Source organism: Pseudomonas sp. TH32, from assembly GCF_016650855.1.
In the GTDB taxonomy this organism is placed as follows: Bacteria; Pseudomonadota; Gammaproteobacteria; order Pseudomonadales; family Pseudomonadaceae; genus Aquipseudomonas.
This window is the reverse complement of sequence record NZ_JAEKFA010000002.1, coordinates 305,567-325,013: the sequence shown is the minus strand read 5'-3', so window position 1 is coordinate 325,013 and position 19,447 is coordinate 305,567. Positions and strand designations below refer to the sequence as shown.

General features: G+C 51.1%; 12 protein-coding genes. 1 reads left to right on the top strand and 11 read right to left on the bottom strand.

Features of this window, described 5'->3' with window-relative positions; all coding sequences use genetic code 11:
- Positions 1–65 precede the first annotated feature (65 nt).
- The 10 genes from JFV30_RS05155 to JFV30_RS05110 all read right to left on the bottom strand — a co-directional run bounded on the left by JFV30_RS05155 (position 66) and on the right by JFV30_RS05110 (position 16,568).
- Positions 66–1,184: a glycosyltransferase gene (locus JFV30_RS05155; protein ID WP_201122278.1), complete on the bottom strand. Its 1,119-nt coding sequence runs from the start codon at positions 1,182–1,184 to the stop codon at positions 66–68.
- A 170-nt stretch (positions 1,185–1,354) separates the two neighbouring features.
- Positions 1,355–2,539 carry a glycosyltransferase gene (locus tag JFV30_RS05150; protein ID WP_201122276.1) on the bottom strand — a complete coding sequence of 395 codons (1,185 nt, stop codon included), beginning with the start codon at positions 2,537–2,539 and terminating at the stop codon, positions 1,355–1,357.
- Positions 2,536–3,492, bottom strand: coding sequence for a GDP-mannose 4,6-dehydratase (locus JFV30_RS05145; RefSeq protein ID WP_201122274.1), 957 nt, complete (start codon positions 3,490–3,492; stop codon positions 2,536–2,538). Before JFV30_RS05145 ends, JFV30_RS05150 begins: the two co-directional genes overlap by 4 nt.
- Positions 3,493–3,586: 94 nt before the next feature.
- Positions 3,587–4,621 (bottom strand): GDP-mannose 4,6-dehydratase, encoded by a 1,035-nt coding sequence (gmd, locus tag JFV30_RS05140; RefSeq protein WP_201122272.1) that lies wholly within the window; start codon positions 4,619–4,621, stop codon positions 3,587–3,589.
- Positions 4,622–4,638: 17 nt separating this feature from the next.
- Positions 4,639–6,708, bottom strand: a complete 2,070-nt coding sequence (locus tag JFV30_RS05135) for a DUF7024 domain-containing protein (RefSeq protein ID WP_201122270.1) — start codon at positions 6,706–6,708, stop codon at positions 4,639–4,641.
- 173 nt (positions 6,709–6,881) lie between these two features.
- Complete coding sequence (locus JFV30_RS05130; protein WP_201122268.1) at positions 6,882–8,966, bottom strand: glycosyltransferase family 4 protein; 2,085 nt, start codon at positions 8,964–8,966, stop codon at positions 6,882–6,884.
- Positions 8,911–12,891: a glycosyltransferase gene (locus JFV30_RS05125; RefSeq protein ID WP_201122266.1), complete on the bottom strand. Its 3,981-nt coding sequence runs from the start codon at positions 12,889–12,891 to the stop codon at positions 8,911–8,913. Before JFV30_RS05125 ends, JFV30_RS05130 begins: the two co-directional genes overlap by 56 nt.
- The gene (locus JFV30_RS05120) at positions 12,884–14,206 is read right to left on the bottom strand and encodes an ABC transporter ATP-binding protein (RefSeq protein ID WP_201122264.1); all 1,323 of its coding nucleotides are present in this window, start codon (positions 14,204–14,206) and stop codon (positions 12,884–12,886) included. Before JFV30_RS05120 ends, JFV30_RS05125 begins: the two co-directional genes overlap by 8 nt.
- Positions 14,203–14,997 carry an ABC transporter permease gene (locus JFV30_RS05115; RefSeq protein ID WP_201122262.1) on the bottom strand — a complete coding sequence of 265 codons (795 nt, stop codon included), beginning with the start codon at positions 14,995–14,997 and terminating at the stop codon, positions 14,203–14,205. Before JFV30_RS05115 ends, JFV30_RS05120 begins: the two co-directional genes overlap by 4 nt.
- A 128-nt stretch (positions 14,998–15,125) precedes the next feature.
- A complete protein-coding gene (locus JFV30_RS05110) occupies positions 15,126–16,568 on the bottom strand; it encodes a mannose-1-phosphate guanylyltransferase/mannose-6-phosphate isomerase (protein ID WP_201122260.1) in 1,443 nt (480 codons plus the stop codon).
- A gap of 475 nt (positions 16,569–17,043) precedes the next feature.
- Between JFV30_RS05110 and JFV30_RS05105 the strand changes: the two genes are divergently transcribed.
- Positions 17,044–18,609, top strand: coding sequence for a methyl-accepting chemotaxis protein (locus JFV30_RS05105; RefSeq protein WP_201122232.1), 1,566 nt, complete (start codon positions 17,044–17,046; stop codon positions 18,607–18,609).
- Between the two features lie 105 nt (positions 18,610–18,714).
- Here the strand turns inward: JFV30_RS05105 and JFV30_RS05100 are convergent, their stop codons facing one another.
- Positions 18,715–19,410 (bottom strand): alpha/beta family hydrolase, encoded by a 696-nt coding sequence (locus tag JFV30_RS05100; protein WP_201122229.1) that lies wholly within the window; start codon positions 19,408–19,410, stop codon positions 18,715–18,717.
- Between the last annotated feature and the right edge of the window lie 37 nt (positions 19,411–19,447).

The following is a 19,447-nucleotide window of genomic DNA, read 5'->3' as shown; positions in this document are numbered from 1 at the left end:
AAGTCTTATCACAAATTACTTAATTTTGCTTAGCCCCCAACTCATATAATAGAGGACTCAGCCCTTTAGACGCCTCCTTGGCGACTTATCAGATCAGAGTAAAGCTTTACATAAGCCGCCCCCATCGAGTGCGAAGTAAACACATTCAAATAACGCTCTCTGGCAGCCTTTCCATAGCGCGCCGCCAACTCTTCAGACTCCCACAACAGACCCATTGCAGCACGCATCGCCAAGGCATTCTGCGGCGGAACGACTAATCCCGAAACCTCATGCTGATTGATGAAGCTGGTTCCAGTGCCGATTTCACTACAAACCATGGGTTTTCCAAACATCGCGGCCTCAAGCAGGCTTATCCCAAACGCTTCTGAGCGTAAGTGCGAGGGAAAAACAACGGCATAACATGCCTCAAACAGATTTACTTTTTCTTGCTCACTGACCTGTCCAATAAAATGCACATTATGTAATTCACGTTCAGCCGCCACCTGCATCAATTCTTGCTCGAGCGGCCCCGCCCCCACAATCAACAGCGGCCAGCCCGTACCCTCTATCGCCTGCAGCAAGAACTCCAACCCCTTGTAATAGCGCAGAACTCCAACGAATAGAAAGAATCGACCATAGTGCTTACGTAACTCGTCAACCCTGTTATTATCAGCACTTGGATACATCGACTGCTCCAACCCAATAGGAATAGAGGTTGATTTGTCACGATAGCGAGCGAGCACTGGCGAGCTTTCAAGATAATTAGGGCTTGTGGCGACGATTACTTCCACGCTGTTCAGAAATGCACTCTGTAGAGGGCTGTAGAGGCATTTAAGCAATCTTTGGCGAACAATATCAGAGTGATACGTAACTACCGTCGGCTTTTTGCAGCGGCTAAAAAAATGAACTAAATCCATGAAAGGCCATGGAAAGTGGTAATGAATAACATCTACCGTGTTTACGAGCTGCGAAAAAATTCTGAACGCTGAAACAGAGAACCCTGTTGATGCCAAATTGAAAGTTTCTTTGGCATGGATCAACTGATAATCTGCCTCTTGAATCAATGAAGTACCCTCTGAAGCCAATGAAAGCACGACATTTTCACACCCTTGATTAGTAGTGGCATGGGTCAAATGCCTGATAAACATTTCAACGCCCCCGTGTTGTTCGGCAGCAAAGGTTTTGTAAAAATGTAATACTTTCAAATAGCACCTATCTAACAAAAATAAAACTCAGTAAGAAAATCGCACATCTATTTCTACACTGGTGCGAGTTGTGCCGCTTGACCAGAAATATATCGCTGTCCATCTTCTGCTATTATCTCAAAGAGGTACAGCATAAGAAAATCTTCTTAAAAACCCATCGCGACGCCCCATCAATTTCGACCCACTGCATTGATGTAAACCTTAAGGGTTTCCTGGGCGCAGCGCGCCCACGAAAAGCGCCGAGCTTGCACTATTCCTGAATGGGCAATACGAATACGCTGCCTTGCATCCTCAACCAATTCCAAAATTGCCAAGGCCAAAGCATCTGCATCGCCTACCTCAAAAAGCTTGCACGCACCTTCAGCAAATTCGGCCATTGATGTGCCGGCACCACATATGACAGGGACACCACTAGCCATGGCCTCAAGCACCGGTAAGCCAAACCCTTCGTAGACAGAGGGATAAACAAAAGTAGCAGCCCCAGCGTAAATGAACGGCAGGTCTTGGTAACTCACAAATTGCAGGTACTTCACCTCCCCCTTTGCCCGTAATGCCTCGATCCGACTCATCAGCTCAGCATTACGCCAACCAGGCGCCCCAGCGATCACCAACGGCCATGATCGGCGGATCGCCGGTGTTAGACGCTGCCAGGCATCCAGCAGTACGGAAATCCCCTTCCGGGGCTCGATGGTTCCGACGAATGTCAAGTAACTGCCATGAACCAATCCATACTTTGCCAACACGGCCTGGGTGCTCTCTACGGAGCGCGGGAGAAATCGAGCGTCCGCCCCCAAATAGATGGCCTTGACTCTATCCCTTGCTACACCGAACTGTTCAATCAGTTCAGTACGTACAACCTCTGAGTCAGTGATTACAAAGTTCGCTCGATCCAAGGTTCGAGGCAATTGACGACTCAACCAAGCGACCCGTTCCGCCGGGTGAAACTCGGGGTGCCGCACGAACGAAAGATCATGCACCGTGGTCACGCTAGGTCCGTCATGGGACTTGAGGATGAAATTTGGCTCGTGATACACGAAGTCCTTTCGTCCTGGGCTCCCTTGCTTAAAACGTACATTCGAAAAAGCTGATTTCAGGCTGTACGCGAGCGGCATAGCCCGTACAGTCTTGCGTAATTGCTCCCGCCATTGACCGCCCGCACGATGATATGAGGATGGCACCATGTGACGGTCCACTCCTGCGAGAACATCCCCCACCGGAAAAAATCTATTCCCGTCAAAACAATCAACTGCCTCAACATCCGAGATTGCCTGAAACTCACGCAACAGGTTGAGCGTGTAATTGCCAATACCGGTCAATGGGGGACGTAACGACTCGGTTCCCATCAACACCTTCACTGTTTGGCTACCACGCGCACGCGCCAGTCTGCCAACAATGAAGCCAGCGTTTCTTTCAACGGAATCTTCGGCTGCCAGTTCAGGACATCACGGATACGATCACAATTGCCCACAGCAAACGGTATGTCGGAAGGTCGCAGGCGTTGCGGATCGAGTTCAACGGTAATACTGGCACTGCTCTGGCTAATCAGCTCATCAAGAATGCTGCGAATCTTGCGTGCATTACCGGAAGCGATATTAAAAAGCCGTGGATGGTCTTGTGTCTCGCTCAACGCCAATAATTGCAAGTAGGCTGCACACACATCGCGTACGTCGAGGAAATCCCGGCACGCTTCAAGATTGCCCACTTGCATGATCGGCGCCTGCTTTCCGCTCTCGATCAACGCGATTTGCCTGGCAAAAGACGCTGTGACGAAATCGGGAGATTGACCGAGCCCGATGTGGTTGAACGGGCGAGCGATTACGCCACGGATGCCTTGCTTGAAATACTGCTCAAACGCCAATTCCGCAGCCAATTTACTCGCCGCATAGGGATTCATAGGCAAACAAGGGCTGTCTTCATCCAGCGCAACACCCGCCTTGAAGGCTTCACCGTAGACTTCCGAAGAACTGGCGAATACAACGAAAGCATCAGGTGCTTGCTGTTTGATTGCTTCCAGCAGATTCAAACTGCCCAGGACGTTGGTATTCCACGTCAGCAAAGGGTCGCGAAAGCTGGTCGGCACATGTGAAATAGCTGCCAGATGAACGATGTGGCTTGGCTTGATGCGCCCGAGGGTCTCGGCGCACGCGTCAGCATCCCGAATATCCAACAGAACCTGTTCCACGCCTGTACGCGGTGACAGATTGGGGGACGTGCAAGCACAGCTCACCCGATAACCAGCCGCAAGTAATTGTTCCTGCAGCACCTTACCGACAAAGCCATTGGCTCCGGTCAATAGAACATGTTTCACGGCTATTCACCTTTGGCCTGAACAACATGAGTAGGACGAGCGGGCCGATAAACTGGCCCGCCCGCTCGGGGCGCCAAAAAGCGCCCTGTCGGCCTTAGAACGAAAAGCCTTTTTCATTGCGGCGCAAGTCCGCCTCAACCATCATCCGGCACAGCTCTTCCAGATTGGTTTTAGGCTCCCAGCCCAGCACTTTCTTGGCTTTTGCAGGATCGCCAATCAACAGCTCCACTTCGGCTGGGCGGTAGAACTTCGGATTGACCTGCACAACGGTCTTGCCGCTGGCTGCATCGATCGCGTGCTCCTGGTCGCCCTGGCCTTTCCAGTCGAGGTTGATATCTACTGCCTTGAATGCAAGCGATACGAAGTCGCGTACGGTTTCAGTACGGTTGGTAGCCAGCACGAAGGTATCCGGCTCATCGGCCTGCAGCATGCGCCACATACCTTCAACGTACTCCTTGGCAAAACCCCAATCGCGCTTGGCATCCATGTTGCCCAGCTCCAGGACGTCCAGCTTGCCCTGGGTAATCTTGGCCACCGAGTCGGTAATCTTGCGGGTCACAAACTCACGGCCACGCAGCGGGGACTCATGATTGAACAGGATGCCGCTCGCACCGAAGATACCGTAAGACTCGCGGTAGTTTATGGTCATCCAGTGTGCATACAGTTTGGCCACACCATACGGGCTGCGCGGGTAGAAAGAGGTCGTTTCGATCTGGGGGATCGCTTGTACCTTGCCAAACATTTCTGAGGTAGATGCCTGGTAGAAACGGACCTTCGGGTTAACGATACGGATCGCTTCCAACAGGTTGACTGCGCCCAGGCCGGTGATCTCAGCGGTGGTCACCGGCTGATCGAAGGACACACCGACAAAGCTCTGCGCGGCCAGGTTGTAGACCTCAGTCGCCTCAGTGGTTTGCAGCAAGCGAATACTGGAGGACAGGTCGGTCAGGTCATATTCGACCAAGTGCAGGTTAGGGTGCTGGGTGACACCCAACTCATCCATACGCCAGAAATTGACCGAGCTGGTTCGGCGATAGGTGCCATAGACCACGTAGCCTTTTTCCAGCAACAGCTGAGCAAGGTAGGCACCGTCTTGGCCGGTGATGCCGGTAATAATTGCTTTTTTCATGAGTCGCTCCGTTAACATCAATTTGCCTCAACCCGCAGTTTAACAAGCCCGATTCCGAGCATACGCCCATCAGTACTAGCCCCCATTTCCATTGGACTTACGGGATCTGGAACATCTATAAAGACTGAGCGGGAATAACCATCGTTCCGCAGATATATCACTTTCTCTTCAATTGCCGCACCCAAGGAGAACTCCGCCTTCTCAGCACCCAAATTAAGAGTTATGACCTTTCCAACATTGGGCCCAAAGGCCCGACCAACAATTGTGACTTTAAGGTGTTCAGGTAATGGTTCCAGAAATTTTAAACTAATTGTTTTGGTATCCGACCAACGCCCCCACGGCTCAGCCCAAGAAAGTCCACCAACAGACTCTAATATTCCTGGCCAAGAGTCACGAGCAAAATCGACCTCCATGTTCCTGCCGACCCTAACGAGTTGAAAACCATTCATTTCAACACGAAATTCACCTGCCTTTCTTTCTGGCAGCAAGCGGTCACCTATCGCCAAAACCCACTGGGTATCCTCAGGAGTAGTAGAGAAATTATATAGCTGGCCTTCAGGCAGCGCCTCAAACTTAGCACCAGCACTGTCAATATGAAATAAAGCACGATATAAACCCGCAACATCCTTACCGACCACTAGAGTATGCGGCAACTCTTGAGACGGCAAATACTGCCTGGCAAAAATACCGGCCGTATCAAAAACAGTTGGTTTTATAGCAGCGTACATTTCCTTATTTAGGTAAAACGAAGAGAACGCCATTGAAAGAGGAACATAGCAGTACAAAAACACAACTATGGACTTTTTCGAACCCACCACCCACAAAGTAATCAAGCCGAAAGAAACCAAACAAAATGCAAAAAACACATTCACATTAGATGTAATACCTCGAAGGCTTGGACTATCAACAAATCCGGGGCTATAGCCATCCAATCCATTATAAACGACATATAAAGCAGAAGCAGAGATAGTGAGCCCACACACTATATCTATCCATCTACGCTCACTTACTTCGACATTTTTAATCTGAGCAGCCGCTACTATCAAAAACATAGGGAATAAAAAATCATAGTACCGCATGTGCAGTCTACCAATAGTCTCGTATCCACCGCCACCAGCCACAGACGCGGTGAATAGCGCTACAACAGCAACTAGCACCAATAGACTAAAAATCAAAAAAAATGAAATTTTTTGTCTCGGACACAACTCACCCTTTGACAAAAATGATTTACCTAGCGTCGTAAGCGCAATGGCGAGAGGAAGACCAAACAATACGCTCAACGACAAAATATGCCCGATGGCACTATAGACACCCAAGCGAGCAAGGCTTATATATTTTTGCAGTCCGCCAGACGCTTTGCTAGCTTCAGAGGAGTAAAAAGCACCAAAAACAGAAAAACCACTCTGCCCTGCGATAAGGTAGCCCAGTAAGACTCTGACCAAAAAAACCGCCAACACAAAAACAAGAACCCTTGCAACTACACTTCTAGAATAAATACCAAGGATTTTGTACCCTGAGTATGAAATATATAAAACAACTACGGGAACAAAAAAAAATGCGTGCGGCTTAACAACACTGCACACTCCGAGAATTGCACCACTTGCCGACCACGAAGCTAAACCAGAGCGAAGATCCAGCCTCAAAGTAAACCAACAAAACACCCAAAAGAAAAAAAAGTAAAGCGAATCAGGCATATAGTACGCAGTGTAAGAATTCAAAGGTCCTAAAATACATACAAGCGCTATAAAAAACGAAACTGCTCTCGCAACAACCAATCTTGACACTAAATAAATAAACGGAAATGAGCAGACAAAAAAGGCGACATTAAAGACCCTTGAACACTGCAAAAAACCATCCCCACAGTAACTAGTAGCACTGTATATAAGAAAATACAGATAATTAGGTAGAAACCCCTGAGAAAACGGTAACAATCTGGAGTACTTACTGTAGTTATACTCATCCGACATGACTAGGGGATAGAGACCAATACTTTTAAATAGAATATATAAAAAAGAAACAAAGACAACTACCACGGCTAAAATAAGACCCTTGGCAACTCTCGATTCAGACCTGGAAACCTCACTCATTTACCCACCCCATGACGCGCGCACCCCGAAAAATTAAAAACACCCCCCTGACTCCCACAGTGAACCCATCGCAGCCTAGAGCAAGAAACGTCTACCCTAAGCCTAAATAAGCTGCTCTGATAGGGCGTCAAGAGTGGCAGCTAAAAACTGCCTTCTCTGACGCTAGTTCCCTTCTATTTAGATAAAAACACCCCCGCAATATTTCTCCAGGAGTTCTCATTTGCGTATTGTAAAGAAGCCTCCACCAAAGACGCATAACGTTCGGGGTCTGCCAATACATTCAAAATACCTTGAGATATTTGCTCAACCTCTGGTGGAACTGTTAATGCAACGCTCCTTACCTCATCGAAAATCTCAGCTGTTGAAACGATCAATGGCAGCCCCACGCACATACAATCTGCAGCAGTAGCACTTCCACCTTCGTTACTTTGTTCATAAGGCAAGACAGCAAGATCTGCCTTAGCCAACTCTCCCAAAACCAAGTCTTTGTCAAGAAAGCGCGTATCTAATCTGACAGCACCTTGGATACCAAGTCGAGTTAGCTCCATCTCGCAGTCCTTGAGTTCTTGCTTAGAGTCTTCACTGGAGTATAAGGCGCATTGAACAATCAATTGCGCACCAGGAAACTTCGTTAGCACTTCGGGCATAGCACGAATCAGGGAAACGACACCTTTGTGTTTGCGCAAGAAACCAGTAGTGATAATGATCGGTGGTTTAGCGATCCAATCTCTATGGACAATGGTCTTGGGTGGAAGGCCTTCTTTAAACTCCATCGCCAAGGGCACCTTTTCAAGGACGACACCTAGCTCCTTAGCCTGAAAGACCTCCGTTGTCCGGTGCGAAAACAACGTGACACCCAAATTATTGAGCTTACGCATTGCAGAGGTGCTGCCTTCAACGAAATTATGCACGACCACCGAGACCGTAATTCCATGACCCAATACCGACTCCACAAAGGAACTCAACACTTCAGCAGGATAATAGCCTGGGTGATATTGAATAACTAAGTGAGTAACCTCCCACCCTAGTAAACTCTGGAGCGTGCTGATCTCGATACGACTGCTATTCCATGTTACGTTATCAAAAAACCAAACTATCTTGGCAGGCACGCTAATACCTGAAAGATCAGGTTGTTCATTTGCAGCCTGCGCGCATAAAATGAAATTGGAAATACCACTATCCTGATAAACACTTATTAACTTTCTAGTGTACTCACCAATTCCGCACTTAAGGCCAACGGTGCTTAGATGTGCAACTCTGAGCTTCGCTTTTTTATCTGCACCTGACAGCAATGCGGATCCCCGCCTGCGCAAGTTTGCATTGCGGACAATACAACCCAATGCAGGAGAAATACTTTCCCAAGAGAAACACTTCTCTACAGTACGCCGATTACTCTGGCCACCCGAGATCAGCGAATCACGATCATTAAATATGTTTCCTACCAAGAGACTCACACCGTCCCGATCAGCAAGGTAAATTCCGTCGGTGCTTTTAGAGACAATCCCCCTCGCGCCAATGTGAGTTGAGATGATAGGAAGACCGGCCGACATAAAATCGAACATTTTAATATTAGTGCCAGACCCAGAAAACATTGGGTTAATCGCGAAGTCACTTGCATGCAGCCAACGGACCTTATCTTCCTCTTCAAGAAACCCAATCCGACGAACGTTCTTGGGCAACTTTTCAGGCAACTGGCTGCATACGCCTCCACCAATTGCAAAAATACAATTCGGGTGCTCCTTCGCCAGTTCCTCGACTATAAACAGTCCTGCCTCAACATTCGGCGCATAGTTACTACCTATAAAGAAAGCTACGCGATCACTGTGAACAAAACCTAAAATCTTTCGCGCTGCGCTCTTCTCTTCATGTGTTGGAGGCCGAATTACATCGCTGAAAACACCATTTGGGACAAGTTTTAGTTTGCTTTTGCTCCAGCCGAAGCGATCAAAGAAACCGTCTATGTCCTCTTGCGAACATGCAAGGACAATATCGGCCCGGTCCCCTACGAGCTGTTCCGAACGAACAACTTCGTCCAGTACGCTTTGCTCAAATGGGTTATTCAAGTTCAACAGCTGCGAACGCAGCTCTGACTCAACATTCTGCGAGTCATAAACTACGGTCTTCCCTCTCAAGAAATTGTCACCCACCAATGGAGCAACCCATGGGTGCGAGAACACCACAACCTCTGCCCATTCAACCGCATCAAAAACCTCCTTTAGATAGTCCGGAGATAAGTGCGCTTGCTGGGAAAACAACATGTCGATTACCGTCTTCCCCCGCTTGGCGTGCGGCTTGTTCAGCGGCAGCATGATGCTCAGCACTTAGAGGGACATCAATCTCTTCAAACATGGGAGCGATCGTATGGCGTCGATATTTTTCACCCGGCCAATCGTAGGACCCCACATACCTGACATTAAGGTCTTTTCCAAGCGCATGATAGAGCCCAAGCAAACGAAGCCTGCCGCCACCGACAGCGGGAATGATCGGCTGCATATCAAGTACTGCAACCTTGAGTGGTGGTTTAAGATGACCTACAGGAATTCTAATCTCGGGAAAGCCAGCTTGCAGTAAGCGACTGGAAACCCCCGCCCAATTAATAGCGGACACGCGTTCTTTTCCCGCATTACCCATTCGAGTAGCAAGCGGACGATCAAGCCAAAGCCGTTCGAAAGCTTGGCACACCGTCTCCGGCTGCGGCAGACAAACCAATCCCGAAACTCCATGTTCGACAATAGCCTGAGGCTCGCCGGAATCGGCGCATGTAATAACTGGTTTACCGGACGCAAACGCTTCAAGAGTGACGTATCCGTAGTCTTCTCGAATAGGTAGAAAGGGAACAGCCAACGCACCGGCATATAAGCATTTAAGCGTGCCATCATCCACTCTTCCCAGAAACTCAATTCTAGCATCCCCATCAGCGAGTTTACGCAAGTACAGCTCGGCGTCTCCCTCTCCCGAAATAACCAGTTTCATCGGTAACGATGAATACTTGATTGCCCTAATAGCCAAGTCAACTCGCTTCCACTCATGAAGACGACCAGGCATAAAGAAATAATCGCCGGAACCTGCATTGTAAAGCCCATCAATATCCATCGGAGGATGGAGCACCTCGGCATCACAGTCATTCCAATCAACTAAACGCTTGGATACTTCAGCCCCAATGGAAAATCGGTGCTTCACCTGGGAAAAGGCTTGGCCGTCTTCGTGATGAATCCAGCGCTGCTGCGCCTTTATCTCATCATTAGCATTAGGAAAAACATCGCAAAACATATCATAAAACACCCTAACCGTATGAACTAGATAAAGAATGTGATTAGGGTGTTTTACCGCGTAAGAAGGTGCCTTAGTAGATATCACCAAATCAAACGCGCTCAAGTCCAAAGCAGCAAAATCCTGATAACCTTGTTTAATGCCATCAAAAGTAGCTTCATCAACAGACAGGCAAATCAGTTCGACGACGCAGCCGTGAGCTTGTAGAGCTTTAACCAGTCCTGAATACAGACGTTCCGCACCACCTGCCACACCTGAACTCGAAATAGGCGCCAGAACAGCGATCCTCTTCTCAGAGTATTCATTCTCTGTAACTGGCGCATCCTCAAAATCCGCAGAAGGGTCCTTAGCCTGTACTAAGTCGCTCTGCAACGACTTCGTCCGAGAAGTGAGAAAACTAGAATTAGCCGTGGAAATCAGACTCCCTCGAATCAAACCTCGATGACTAGCAAAACGATGAAGGTGTCCGTAAATACGTGGGTAACGCTTCAGGAAAACGATAAGGGGTCTGCTCAACGCCGGTAAAGCTAGCAGAGACTGAATGAGCATTTCCGCCCCTTTACGCATAACGGTCCTGATTAGTCGCACCGGGAGCAACAACGTCCAGCGCAATGCCCGAGTTATCGCACGCATAGGCCAGGTAATACGCCACGAAGTGCTTTTATGAAGCGCAGTTACCAGCTTTTCATTAGCTGTTGCCTGAGCATACCAATAATGTGCATTTGCAAGCGCTTCATCTAATGTGTTCTGCATCTGCTGGTGTGCAGCCTCGATCTCCTTGCCTTTCTCCCTCCAACTTTGGGCGTCAGACAACGCAACAGCAAGACGTTGCCGTGCCTCCTGTAGCTGTCCATCCAGCTCGATCTCGCGCAACTTGTGAGTATTTAGCTCGTCAGCTAACCGTTGCCTATACTTCTCAACAGAATCTAACTGCCCTGTCAAAGCCTCAATTTGTAAACCCCAGTGTTTTGGATGGCTCTCCAAATATTCGATTTGCGCTAGGGCGCCAACAGCCTCGCTACGAACAACGTCGCGCTCTGCCTCCAATACACGGGCGCGCTCCTCGACACTCGCAATCTGCGCTTCCAGACTTAAACGAAGCCGCTGTTCGATCTCGAGCTGAAGCATCATCTTTTGATGACCTTTGCAGAGTTCCAGCAAATCATTGGTCGATTGCCTGGACTGCTCTCGCAATGAGTCATTCAAGTGCTCCGAGGCTTCCCGTCTTGCATCTGCCTGGGCTGCACGGCCAATGCTTTCACGCAGCGCCAACTCAGTCTCATGACTGCGCCGCTCTGCAGACTGAATACGCTGGCTCACCTCTTGAAGCTGTAAACGCAACTGCTCAGCAATCGCTTCACTGTGTATCGCCCGCCGTTCAAAATCCTTCATACTCCCCTGAACATCTAGAGTAAACTCGGCAACCCGTGTCACTTGGTCCCGAACTCTCTCAAGCTGTATATCCATATCGTGACTTTTCCCTAAAAATTGTCCACCTAAATCTCGTATGCAACCACTGTGCAGGTCTATCGCCTCTTCAATCGCTTGCATCCAAAGCTCTTCATTTTTTTCTGGCTCCCCGTTTGTTGGCTGTTCACCTAAAGCATTAAGGTGATCAAGCATCAGACGAAAACTCCATTTCGTTGCAGGTAAAGCCCATAAACCGGACGCCCAACTCCGAAAAGGTTGTGGTAAGTTAAAAGGCGTAATTGAAATCTGTCGAATAGGGGCTGGATCAGCAACGTGCCCCGTTGCCAACTCATGAACAAATACCATAAAGGCAAGATAGACATTATAAGGCCAAACGCAGTCCCTAATTTCTTGCGAAATAGCGCCATAATCAATTAAATACGCACCACCACACGCTGCAATCAGAATATTCCAAGATCTAACATCACTATGATAAAGACCGGAAGACTCCAGCTTTACTAATTGCTCTAAAACATCTTTAAGTATACGCTTACGATCCAGCAAAGAGTCGTCAAGTACGTTAAGCAGCAGTTCTCCTTGAAGACGCTGCATAACCACCCAGCCCTCCCGCTCAGTTTCAGAAATAACTATTGGTACGGCCACAGGGTAGCCAGGAGGCGCACTAGACAAAAACATCCTTTCACGAAGAAACTCGAGGCGATTGTGTTCTGTTCTTGGACCTACAAAATGGTACTGCTTGACTACTTCTTGGGGCCCAAAAAAGTATCTCCGGGTTCCTTCATGCGTGTTATTTGCTAGCGCGTGGGATTCGTTGCTCCATGTATCGAACACCCCAGCTTTGTCTTTGACGATCCAATAGTTATTGCTGGCAACATAAAGCGGACGCTCCACGCTTGTAAGATGCGTCTTACAACGAGCGGCCTCACGAACGAACGTTACAGCCTCAAGCAAAATTAAAGGATCTTCGGGCTGAGAGCCAGCCCAATATAAATCTCCCTCACGAAGTGCAACTTCCAGAATCAGCGCACCACACATAGCCGCAGCCTTCTGAAATAAACGCTTTACCTCATCAATTCCACGCTCATGAATCACATGGTGAAAAACGCTCAACCCGAGTACTAAGTCGTACTGCCCAGGCTGTAACTTATCAATTACGTCTTCAACACGCCCTATTTCAAAAGCCGCGTTAAATTCAGGATTTTCCTCTGCGAGCGCATCGCATAGAGCAATATTTTTATCAAGAAAATCGATCCCCCTAACCGACGCGCCACGAGAGGCGAGACTTAAGCTGAAATACCCCTGAGCACAACCCAAATCCAGAACTTTGAGAGGTCGACCGAGAAGCGCCTGTAACGCGTCATAAATAACTGCGATAACTTCGAGCCTATCCGCACAGGGACGCGAAGCATGATCTGAAAAATCAGAATGGCCAAATATGGGTTGGTATACCTCTGGCAAGTCCGCTACCAATTGCTCAATCATGCGCTACAACCTCGGCTTCCGAAGGGTCCTGATACTCGATATTGAAGGTGGCCTGCATATCCGATAGCCCCCAGAACTGGACGACCCTAATAATTTTCAACATAACCGCATCATAGCGTCGGTCTAATGGCAGCAAATCCCCCATCAACGGGTTGCCCGACGAAATACCAAATGAGACCAAATGATCTCCAGCGTTCAAATTCAACGGGAGTGAGAACCTGAACATTCTGATATCGCCGGCCCTCACCGAGATAGCAGATTGACCGCGACTTGAAACAAAGGAGTTCGTGCCATACAGGAAGACACCATCCAGCGTTTTTATCAAAAAGCCAGGCACGACACTTTCAAAATCGGCATCGAACCTGACCTTGAAGTAAAAATCACCATTTGAGTTACTCTCGATCCGTGAGGGGAAGCGCTCACCATCGACAATGACCAGATAATCCAGAATCGCAGCGCCACCGTGGCCCCACCGATATTCAGCGGGGTTGTAACCTGCGCGAGTGGCAAAAACATCGTTGGTGTCCAAGAAGTCTTCTGAAACAAGGCCCGGACTTGCGACTTCCGTTTCATGACCTGCACCTTTCTTCTTGCCAAAAAGCTCATCGAGATAGCGATTGGTAACCTCCCGGGAAGGGCCATCGAACTCAACACGACCGTTCTTGAGCAGAATGGCCCTTTCGCAATGCCGAACAATATCATCAGCACTATGGGACACCAGAATCAGGGTCATCCCCTCTTCCCGATATTGCTTGATTCGCTTGAAGCACTTGGCTTGAAAATAGCTATCGCCGACCGAAAGGGCCTCATCGACAATTAACAAATCAGGTCGAAACGCGGTGGACACCGCAAAAGCGACCCGCATTTGCATACCGCTGGAGTACGTTCGCACAGGCTCATCAAAGTACTCGCCGATCTCGGCGAAGGCCTCGATTTCCGGCATCGCCTCAGCGATCTGGGCAACGCTGAAGCCCATCAAGCCGGCAGAGTGAAAGACATTCTGGCGGCCAGTCAACTCAGGAGTGAAACCCATCCCCAACTCCAGGATGGCGGCAATGCGACCATTCACCTGCACGCTGCCTTCGCTGGGCTGCAGAGTGCCCGTAATCATTTTAAGCAACGTCGACTTGCCGGCACCATTTTGGCCCACAATCCCGATCGACTCGCCGGGACGGATCGAAAAACTTACATCTTTCATTACCCAATGTTCTTCACTGGGTTTTATCGGCAAGCCAAACCAGCGACCGATACGTTGAAACTCCGAGGCGTAGACTCTGTAGGCTTTGCCCAGATGACTGACACTTAACAGGTTCATAGCACATCCACCATTTCTGGCGCTGCACGCCTGAACATAATCAAGCCTAACAACATGAGTACAATCGCAATAACCGCCGGCACCAACAGCCCATCGAGATTCGGCGTTCGCGCATGCACCAACGCATCATGATAAGCAGTCACAATCGGGTACATCGGATTGAAACCCATCAGGCCCTTGAATTCCTCGGGGATGATATTGTCGGGATAAACAATCGGCGTAAACCAGAACCAGGCTTGCAGGACTATCGGTACGACCTGGCCGGTATCGCGAACAAATACATTCAACACCCCTAACACCAGGCCAATGCCCACTGCCAGCGCCGTAATAACAACAGTCAGCGGCACAATCCAGAGAATCTGCAAGCTGACAGACTGACCAAGCAGCGCAAAAACCACCAGCAACGCAACAAATAGCAACCCGTAATTAAGCAAACACGACCCCACCGCAATTACCGGCAAGGTAATTCGCGGAAAGCGCATTTTCTTCATCAAGTTACCCTGATCGATAAACAGCGTCAGGCACCGTCCGATGATTTCAGCGAACAAGCTCCACGCCAGAATGCCCGCCATCAGGTAGAGGGCATACGCATACTTATTATCAATGCCCGGCAACTTCGCAGCCAACACGTTGGACAGCACCAGGGCATAAATCGCAACTTGCGCCAGCGGGTTAATAATCATCCAAAGCCCACCCAGACGACTACGGGCGAAACGGGCTACGAATTCATTGCGAATAGACGACCAGACGAAGCCCCGATAATCCCAAAGACTTCTAAACAACCCCAACATCGCTGACTCCTGAAAAAAAGTCAGGCTGGTGCCTGACTTATTGCAACACCTACTGTCCCGCTCAATCCCTTCTTGCACAAGGAACCGAAGCGCAAGAAGCGGACCATCGATCAGTTTTGAGACAAGTCTCAGTTAGCGACCCTGCCATAGATATCTTCAAAACGAACAATGTCGTCTTCACCCAGGTAGTCACCGCTTTGTACTTCGATCAACACCAAGTCGATCACACCGGGATTTTCCAGGCGGTGGGTATGCCCTGCAGGAATAAACGTCGACTCGTTGGTATTCAGCAAGAACTCACGGTCATTATTCACCACGCGCGCCATCCCACTGACCACAATCCAGTGCTCACTGCGATGGTGATGCATCTGCAGCGACAACGAACCTTGAGGTTTGACCACAATGCGCTTGATCTTGAAGCGCGTCCCCTCTTCCAGGGTGGTGTAAGCCCCCCACGGACGCTGCACGGTGGTGTGATCAAGGTGGGAGCAATGGCCGTTTTTCTTCAACTGCGCAGTGATCACCTTGATGTCTTGCGCATGGTCCTTGTGGGCAACCAGCAAAGCATCCGGCGTATCGACAATGATCAGGTTTTCAACCCCGACCAACGCGGCCAGGCGACGCTGGCTGCGCACGTAGTTGTTGGTGGAGGCATGAAGGATGGCTTCGCCTTCGATACGGTTGCCTTGCTCGTCCGCTGGCGAGAGTTCACTCATGGCATTCCAGGAGCCAATGTCACTCCAGCCAATATCGCAAGGTATGGTCGCCACTTTGCTGGAGCGTTCCATCAGTGCGAAATCGATGGAAATGTCCGGGACTTTGGCAAAGCTTTCCGGCTCCAGATGCAGGCTGCGATGGCTGTTGCCTTGCATCACACCGGAGCCAGCGAGGCACAGATCTACGGCACTGGCGACGTCCGGTGCACAGAGCGCCATTTCTTCAATAAGCGTGCCCGCCCGGAAACAGAACATCCCGGAGTTCCAGTAATACTCACCGGACGCCAGGTAGTCTTTCGCGGTATCCAAATCTGGTTTTTCGACGAATCGCTTGACCTTGAAGCCCTTGCCTAATGACGCGCTGGTATCTTTTTGAATGTAGCCGTAGCCCGTTTCCGGGTATTCGGGCTTCACACCAAACGTCACCAACCAGCCGTCCCGGGCCAGCTGCGATGCGGACTCGACTGCGGCAGTGAACGCCGCCTGATTCTCGATCAGGTGGTCCGCCGGCAGCACCAGCATGATCGCGTCGGGGCCGTGAGTTCGGGCCACTTCCTGCGCCGCCAATGCAACGGCGGCAGCGGTGTTGCGGCCAAAAGGCTCGAGGACGAAACCCAGGTTGGTGAAATTCGGAGCCGTGGCGCCGTATTCATCCAGGGTTTTGAAATAGAGATCCCGGTTTGTGATCGTCAATACTTCAGTTACGTCATTTAACGCCAAGGCACGACTGTATGTTTTTCGAATCAAATTGCCACCATCGGGCAATTCGATAAACGGCTTGGGATGAGCAGTACGTGAAACAGGCCATAGACGGCTGCCAGAACCGCCACAAATAATGACTGGAACGAGTGTCACGCTGTACTCCTTTACTAAATATCACATCATTTATCAGGCCAAAAACTCACCAACACAAATGCCGCGGGCTCGAAGGAGCCGACATAGAGCCCTCCTGGCCCTAGACAAACCACACCGGGAAAATGCTGGACATGTATAAAAGTAAGTCACTTTTCTTACAGAAATACGCGTGCATTCTTCACTGGATGGTAATTTTTGTCTAGGAAAAGCCGGATCTATACCCGCGCAGCTACCCGCATTCAGATAGGTAAAAACTGGCCTGCCATTCACAACGGTTCACTTCTTGTGAACTCAGACATACAGCTTTACAAATCGTGCGATGGTTCTTTATGACTTTTCGCTCGCATTTCGCGCGGGCCGGGATGTTACGACGCACAAAAGGCTTGCACACTGTCGCCGGACATTTAGAGAAATTTCCTTCAACAATTCCGGAAACCTGCCGACAACCCATCAAAGCCTTGCGGATTGAAAACTCATGCGTAATAACCAACCCGTTACCCAGCGCGAACGTACCTTCCCCGCTCAGCAACGGTTGATCTCCACCACGGATGCCAAAGGCGTGATCACCTACTGCAACGACGCTTTCGTCGAGATCAGTGGGTTTTCCCATGACGAACTGCTGCGTGCTCCGCACAACCTGGTTCGTCATCCGGATGTTCCGGCGGCAGTGTTCGCACACATGTGGTCCACGCTCAAACAAGGCTTGCCATGGATGGGCATCGTCAAGAACCGCTGCAAGAGCGGTGATCACTATTGGGTCAACGCCTATGTGACACCGGTCTTCGACGGCAACCAGGTGATCGGCTACGAGTCGGTGCGGGTCAAGCCCACCGCCGAGCAGATCCGCCGTGCCGAAGCGCTTTACCAGCGCATCAACCAGGGCAAGCCGGCCATTCCGCGCCGCGACAAGTGGCTGCCGGTGTTGCAGGATTGGCTACCGTTTATCCTGGTCAGCCAGTTGAGCTTTCTGATTGGCGTCTGGCTCAATTCCCACTGGGGGTTTGCCCTGGCCGCCGCGCTCTCGGTGCCGCTCGGCCTGCTGGGCCTCAGCTGGCAACAGCGCGGACTCAAGCGTTTGCTGCGCCTGGCCGAGCAGACCACGTCCGACCCGTTGATCGCACAGATGTACACCGACAGCCGCGGCGCCCAGGCGCGCCTGGAGATGTCGATCCTCAGCCAGGAGGCGCGCCTGAAGACGTGTCTGACGCGCTTGCAGGACACCGCCGAGCACCTCAACGACCAGGCAGCGCAGTCCAACACCCTGGCGCACAACAGCTCCAGCGGTCTTGAGCGCCAGCGCGTGGAGACTGAACAGGTAGCCACGGCCGTCAACCAGATGGCCGCGACGACCCAGGAAGTCGCCAGCCATGTACAGCGCACCGCCGATGCCACCCAGGAAGCCAATCGCCTGACCGGGCGTGGCCGTGATATCGCCGGTGAAACCCGCGAGGCGATTCAGCGCCTGTCGGTTGCCGTCGGCGAAACCGGCGTGACCGTGACCCAACTGGCCAAGGACAGCGACGAGATCGGCGGCGTGGTGGATGTGATCAAGGGCATCGCCGACCAGACCAACCTGTTGGCACTGAACGCGGCCATCGAAGCAGCCCGAGCCGGTGAGATGGGCCGTGGCTTTGCGGTGGTGGCGGACGAAGTGCGGCAATTGGCCCAGCGTACCAGCGAGTCCACCGGACAGATTCATGCGCTGATCGCCAAGCTGCAGCAGACGGCCAATGCCGCCGTACAGACCATGGATGCCGGGCATCGCCAGGCGGAGGAAGGTGTGGCGCGGGTGATGGAAGCGGACCAGGCGCTGATTGGGATCAGTGAAGCGGTGGCGCACATTACCGACATGACGGCGCAGATTGCTGCAGCGACTGAAGAGCAAAGCTCGGTGGCTGAGGAGATCAGCCGCAACATCAGTACCATTGCGTTGCTGGCGGATCAGACATCGGAACAGGCGTTGAACTCGGCACAGTTGAGTGAAGAGCTGACCCATACGGCGAATACCCAGTATTCGCTGGTAGAGCGCTTTAACCGGTAATTGATTCAATTGTGGCGAGGGAGCTTGCTCCCGCTGGGCTGCGTAGCGGCCCCAAAACAGGAGCGCTGCGCACTCCAGCGGGAGCAAGCTCCCTCGCCACAGGTTTCACTCAAGCCCCGCGAGAAACCCGGCCACCTTCACCGCCGCAGCCTCCAGATGCTGCTCATGGCTAAACCCCGACGCCTTCAACGGCTTCAGATCATGATCCCCCGCCACCAGCCACATCACCTCGATACCCGGCGACAACACATACCCTTCCACCGCCGCCCGATTACCCAGTGCATCCCGCTCGCCCTGCACAATCAACGTCGGCGTCTTCAACCCGGCCAGATGCTCGGTCCGCGGCTTCTCCGGCTTGCCCACCGCATAGAACGGATAACCCAGGCACACCAGCGCATCTGCGCCCAATTCATCCGCCAATAGACTGGCCATCCGCCCGCCCATCGACTTGCCGCCAACCGCCAGTTTCCCAGCGACATGACGTCGCACCTCGGCATACACCTCGCGCCAGCATTCCAGCAATTTCGGGGCCGGATTGGGCGGACGTTTGCCGCCGTCCACACGACGCTGGGCCATGTAGGGAAATTCGAAGCGCAACACGTTCACGCCATGCCCGGCAAGGCGCGCAGCCATGTCGTTCATAAAGCCCGAGTCCATCGGCGCACCTGCACCGTGGGCCAGGATCAGCGTCACCGGCGCGCGCGCGATAGACCCTGTCGCGGCATCCCACAACCAGCCACGTTCCCGCACACACTGCGCCCATTGATCCCCGTCAATACTGGCCTTGTGCTCTTTGCCCATGCTTGCCTCGCTTTTTAGTCTGCCTATAACTCCAGCC

Excerpts from the sequence above, each read along its gene's own strand:
- JFV30_RS05120 (WP_201122264.1), bottom strand. The coding sequence starts at position 14,206 with ATGAACCTGTTAAGTGTCAGTCATCTGGGCAAAGCCTACAGAGTCTAC.
- JFV30_RS05135 (WP_201122270.1), bottom strand. The coding sequence starts at position 6,708 with ATGAGTGAGGTTTCCAGGTCTGAATCGAGAGTTGCCAAGGGTCTTATT.
- gmd (WP_201122272.1), bottom strand. The coding sequence starts at position 4,621 with ATGAAAAAAGCAATTATTACCGGCATCACCGGCCAAGACGGTGCCTAC.
- JFV30_RS05125 (WP_201122266.1), bottom strand. The coding sequence starts at position 12,891 with ATGATTGAGCAATTGGTAGCGGACTTGCCAGAGGTATACCAACCCATA.
- JFV30_RS05115 (WP_201122262.1), bottom strand. The coding sequence starts at position 14,997 with ATGTTGGGGTTGTTTAGAAGTCTTTGGGATTATCGGGGCTTCGTCTGG.
- JFV30_RS05105 (WP_201122232.1), top strand. The coding sequence starts at position 17,044 with ATGCGTAATAACCAACCCGTTACCCAGCGCGAACGTACCTTCCCCGCT.
- JFV30_RS05130 (WP_201122268.1), bottom strand. The coding sequence starts at position 8,966 with ATGTTGTTTTCCCAGCAAGCGCACTTATCTCCGGACTATCTAAAGGAG.
- JFV30_RS05100 (WP_201122229.1), bottom strand. The coding sequence starts at position 19,410 with ATGGGCAAAGAGCACAAGGCCAGTATTGACGGGGATCAATGGGCGCAG.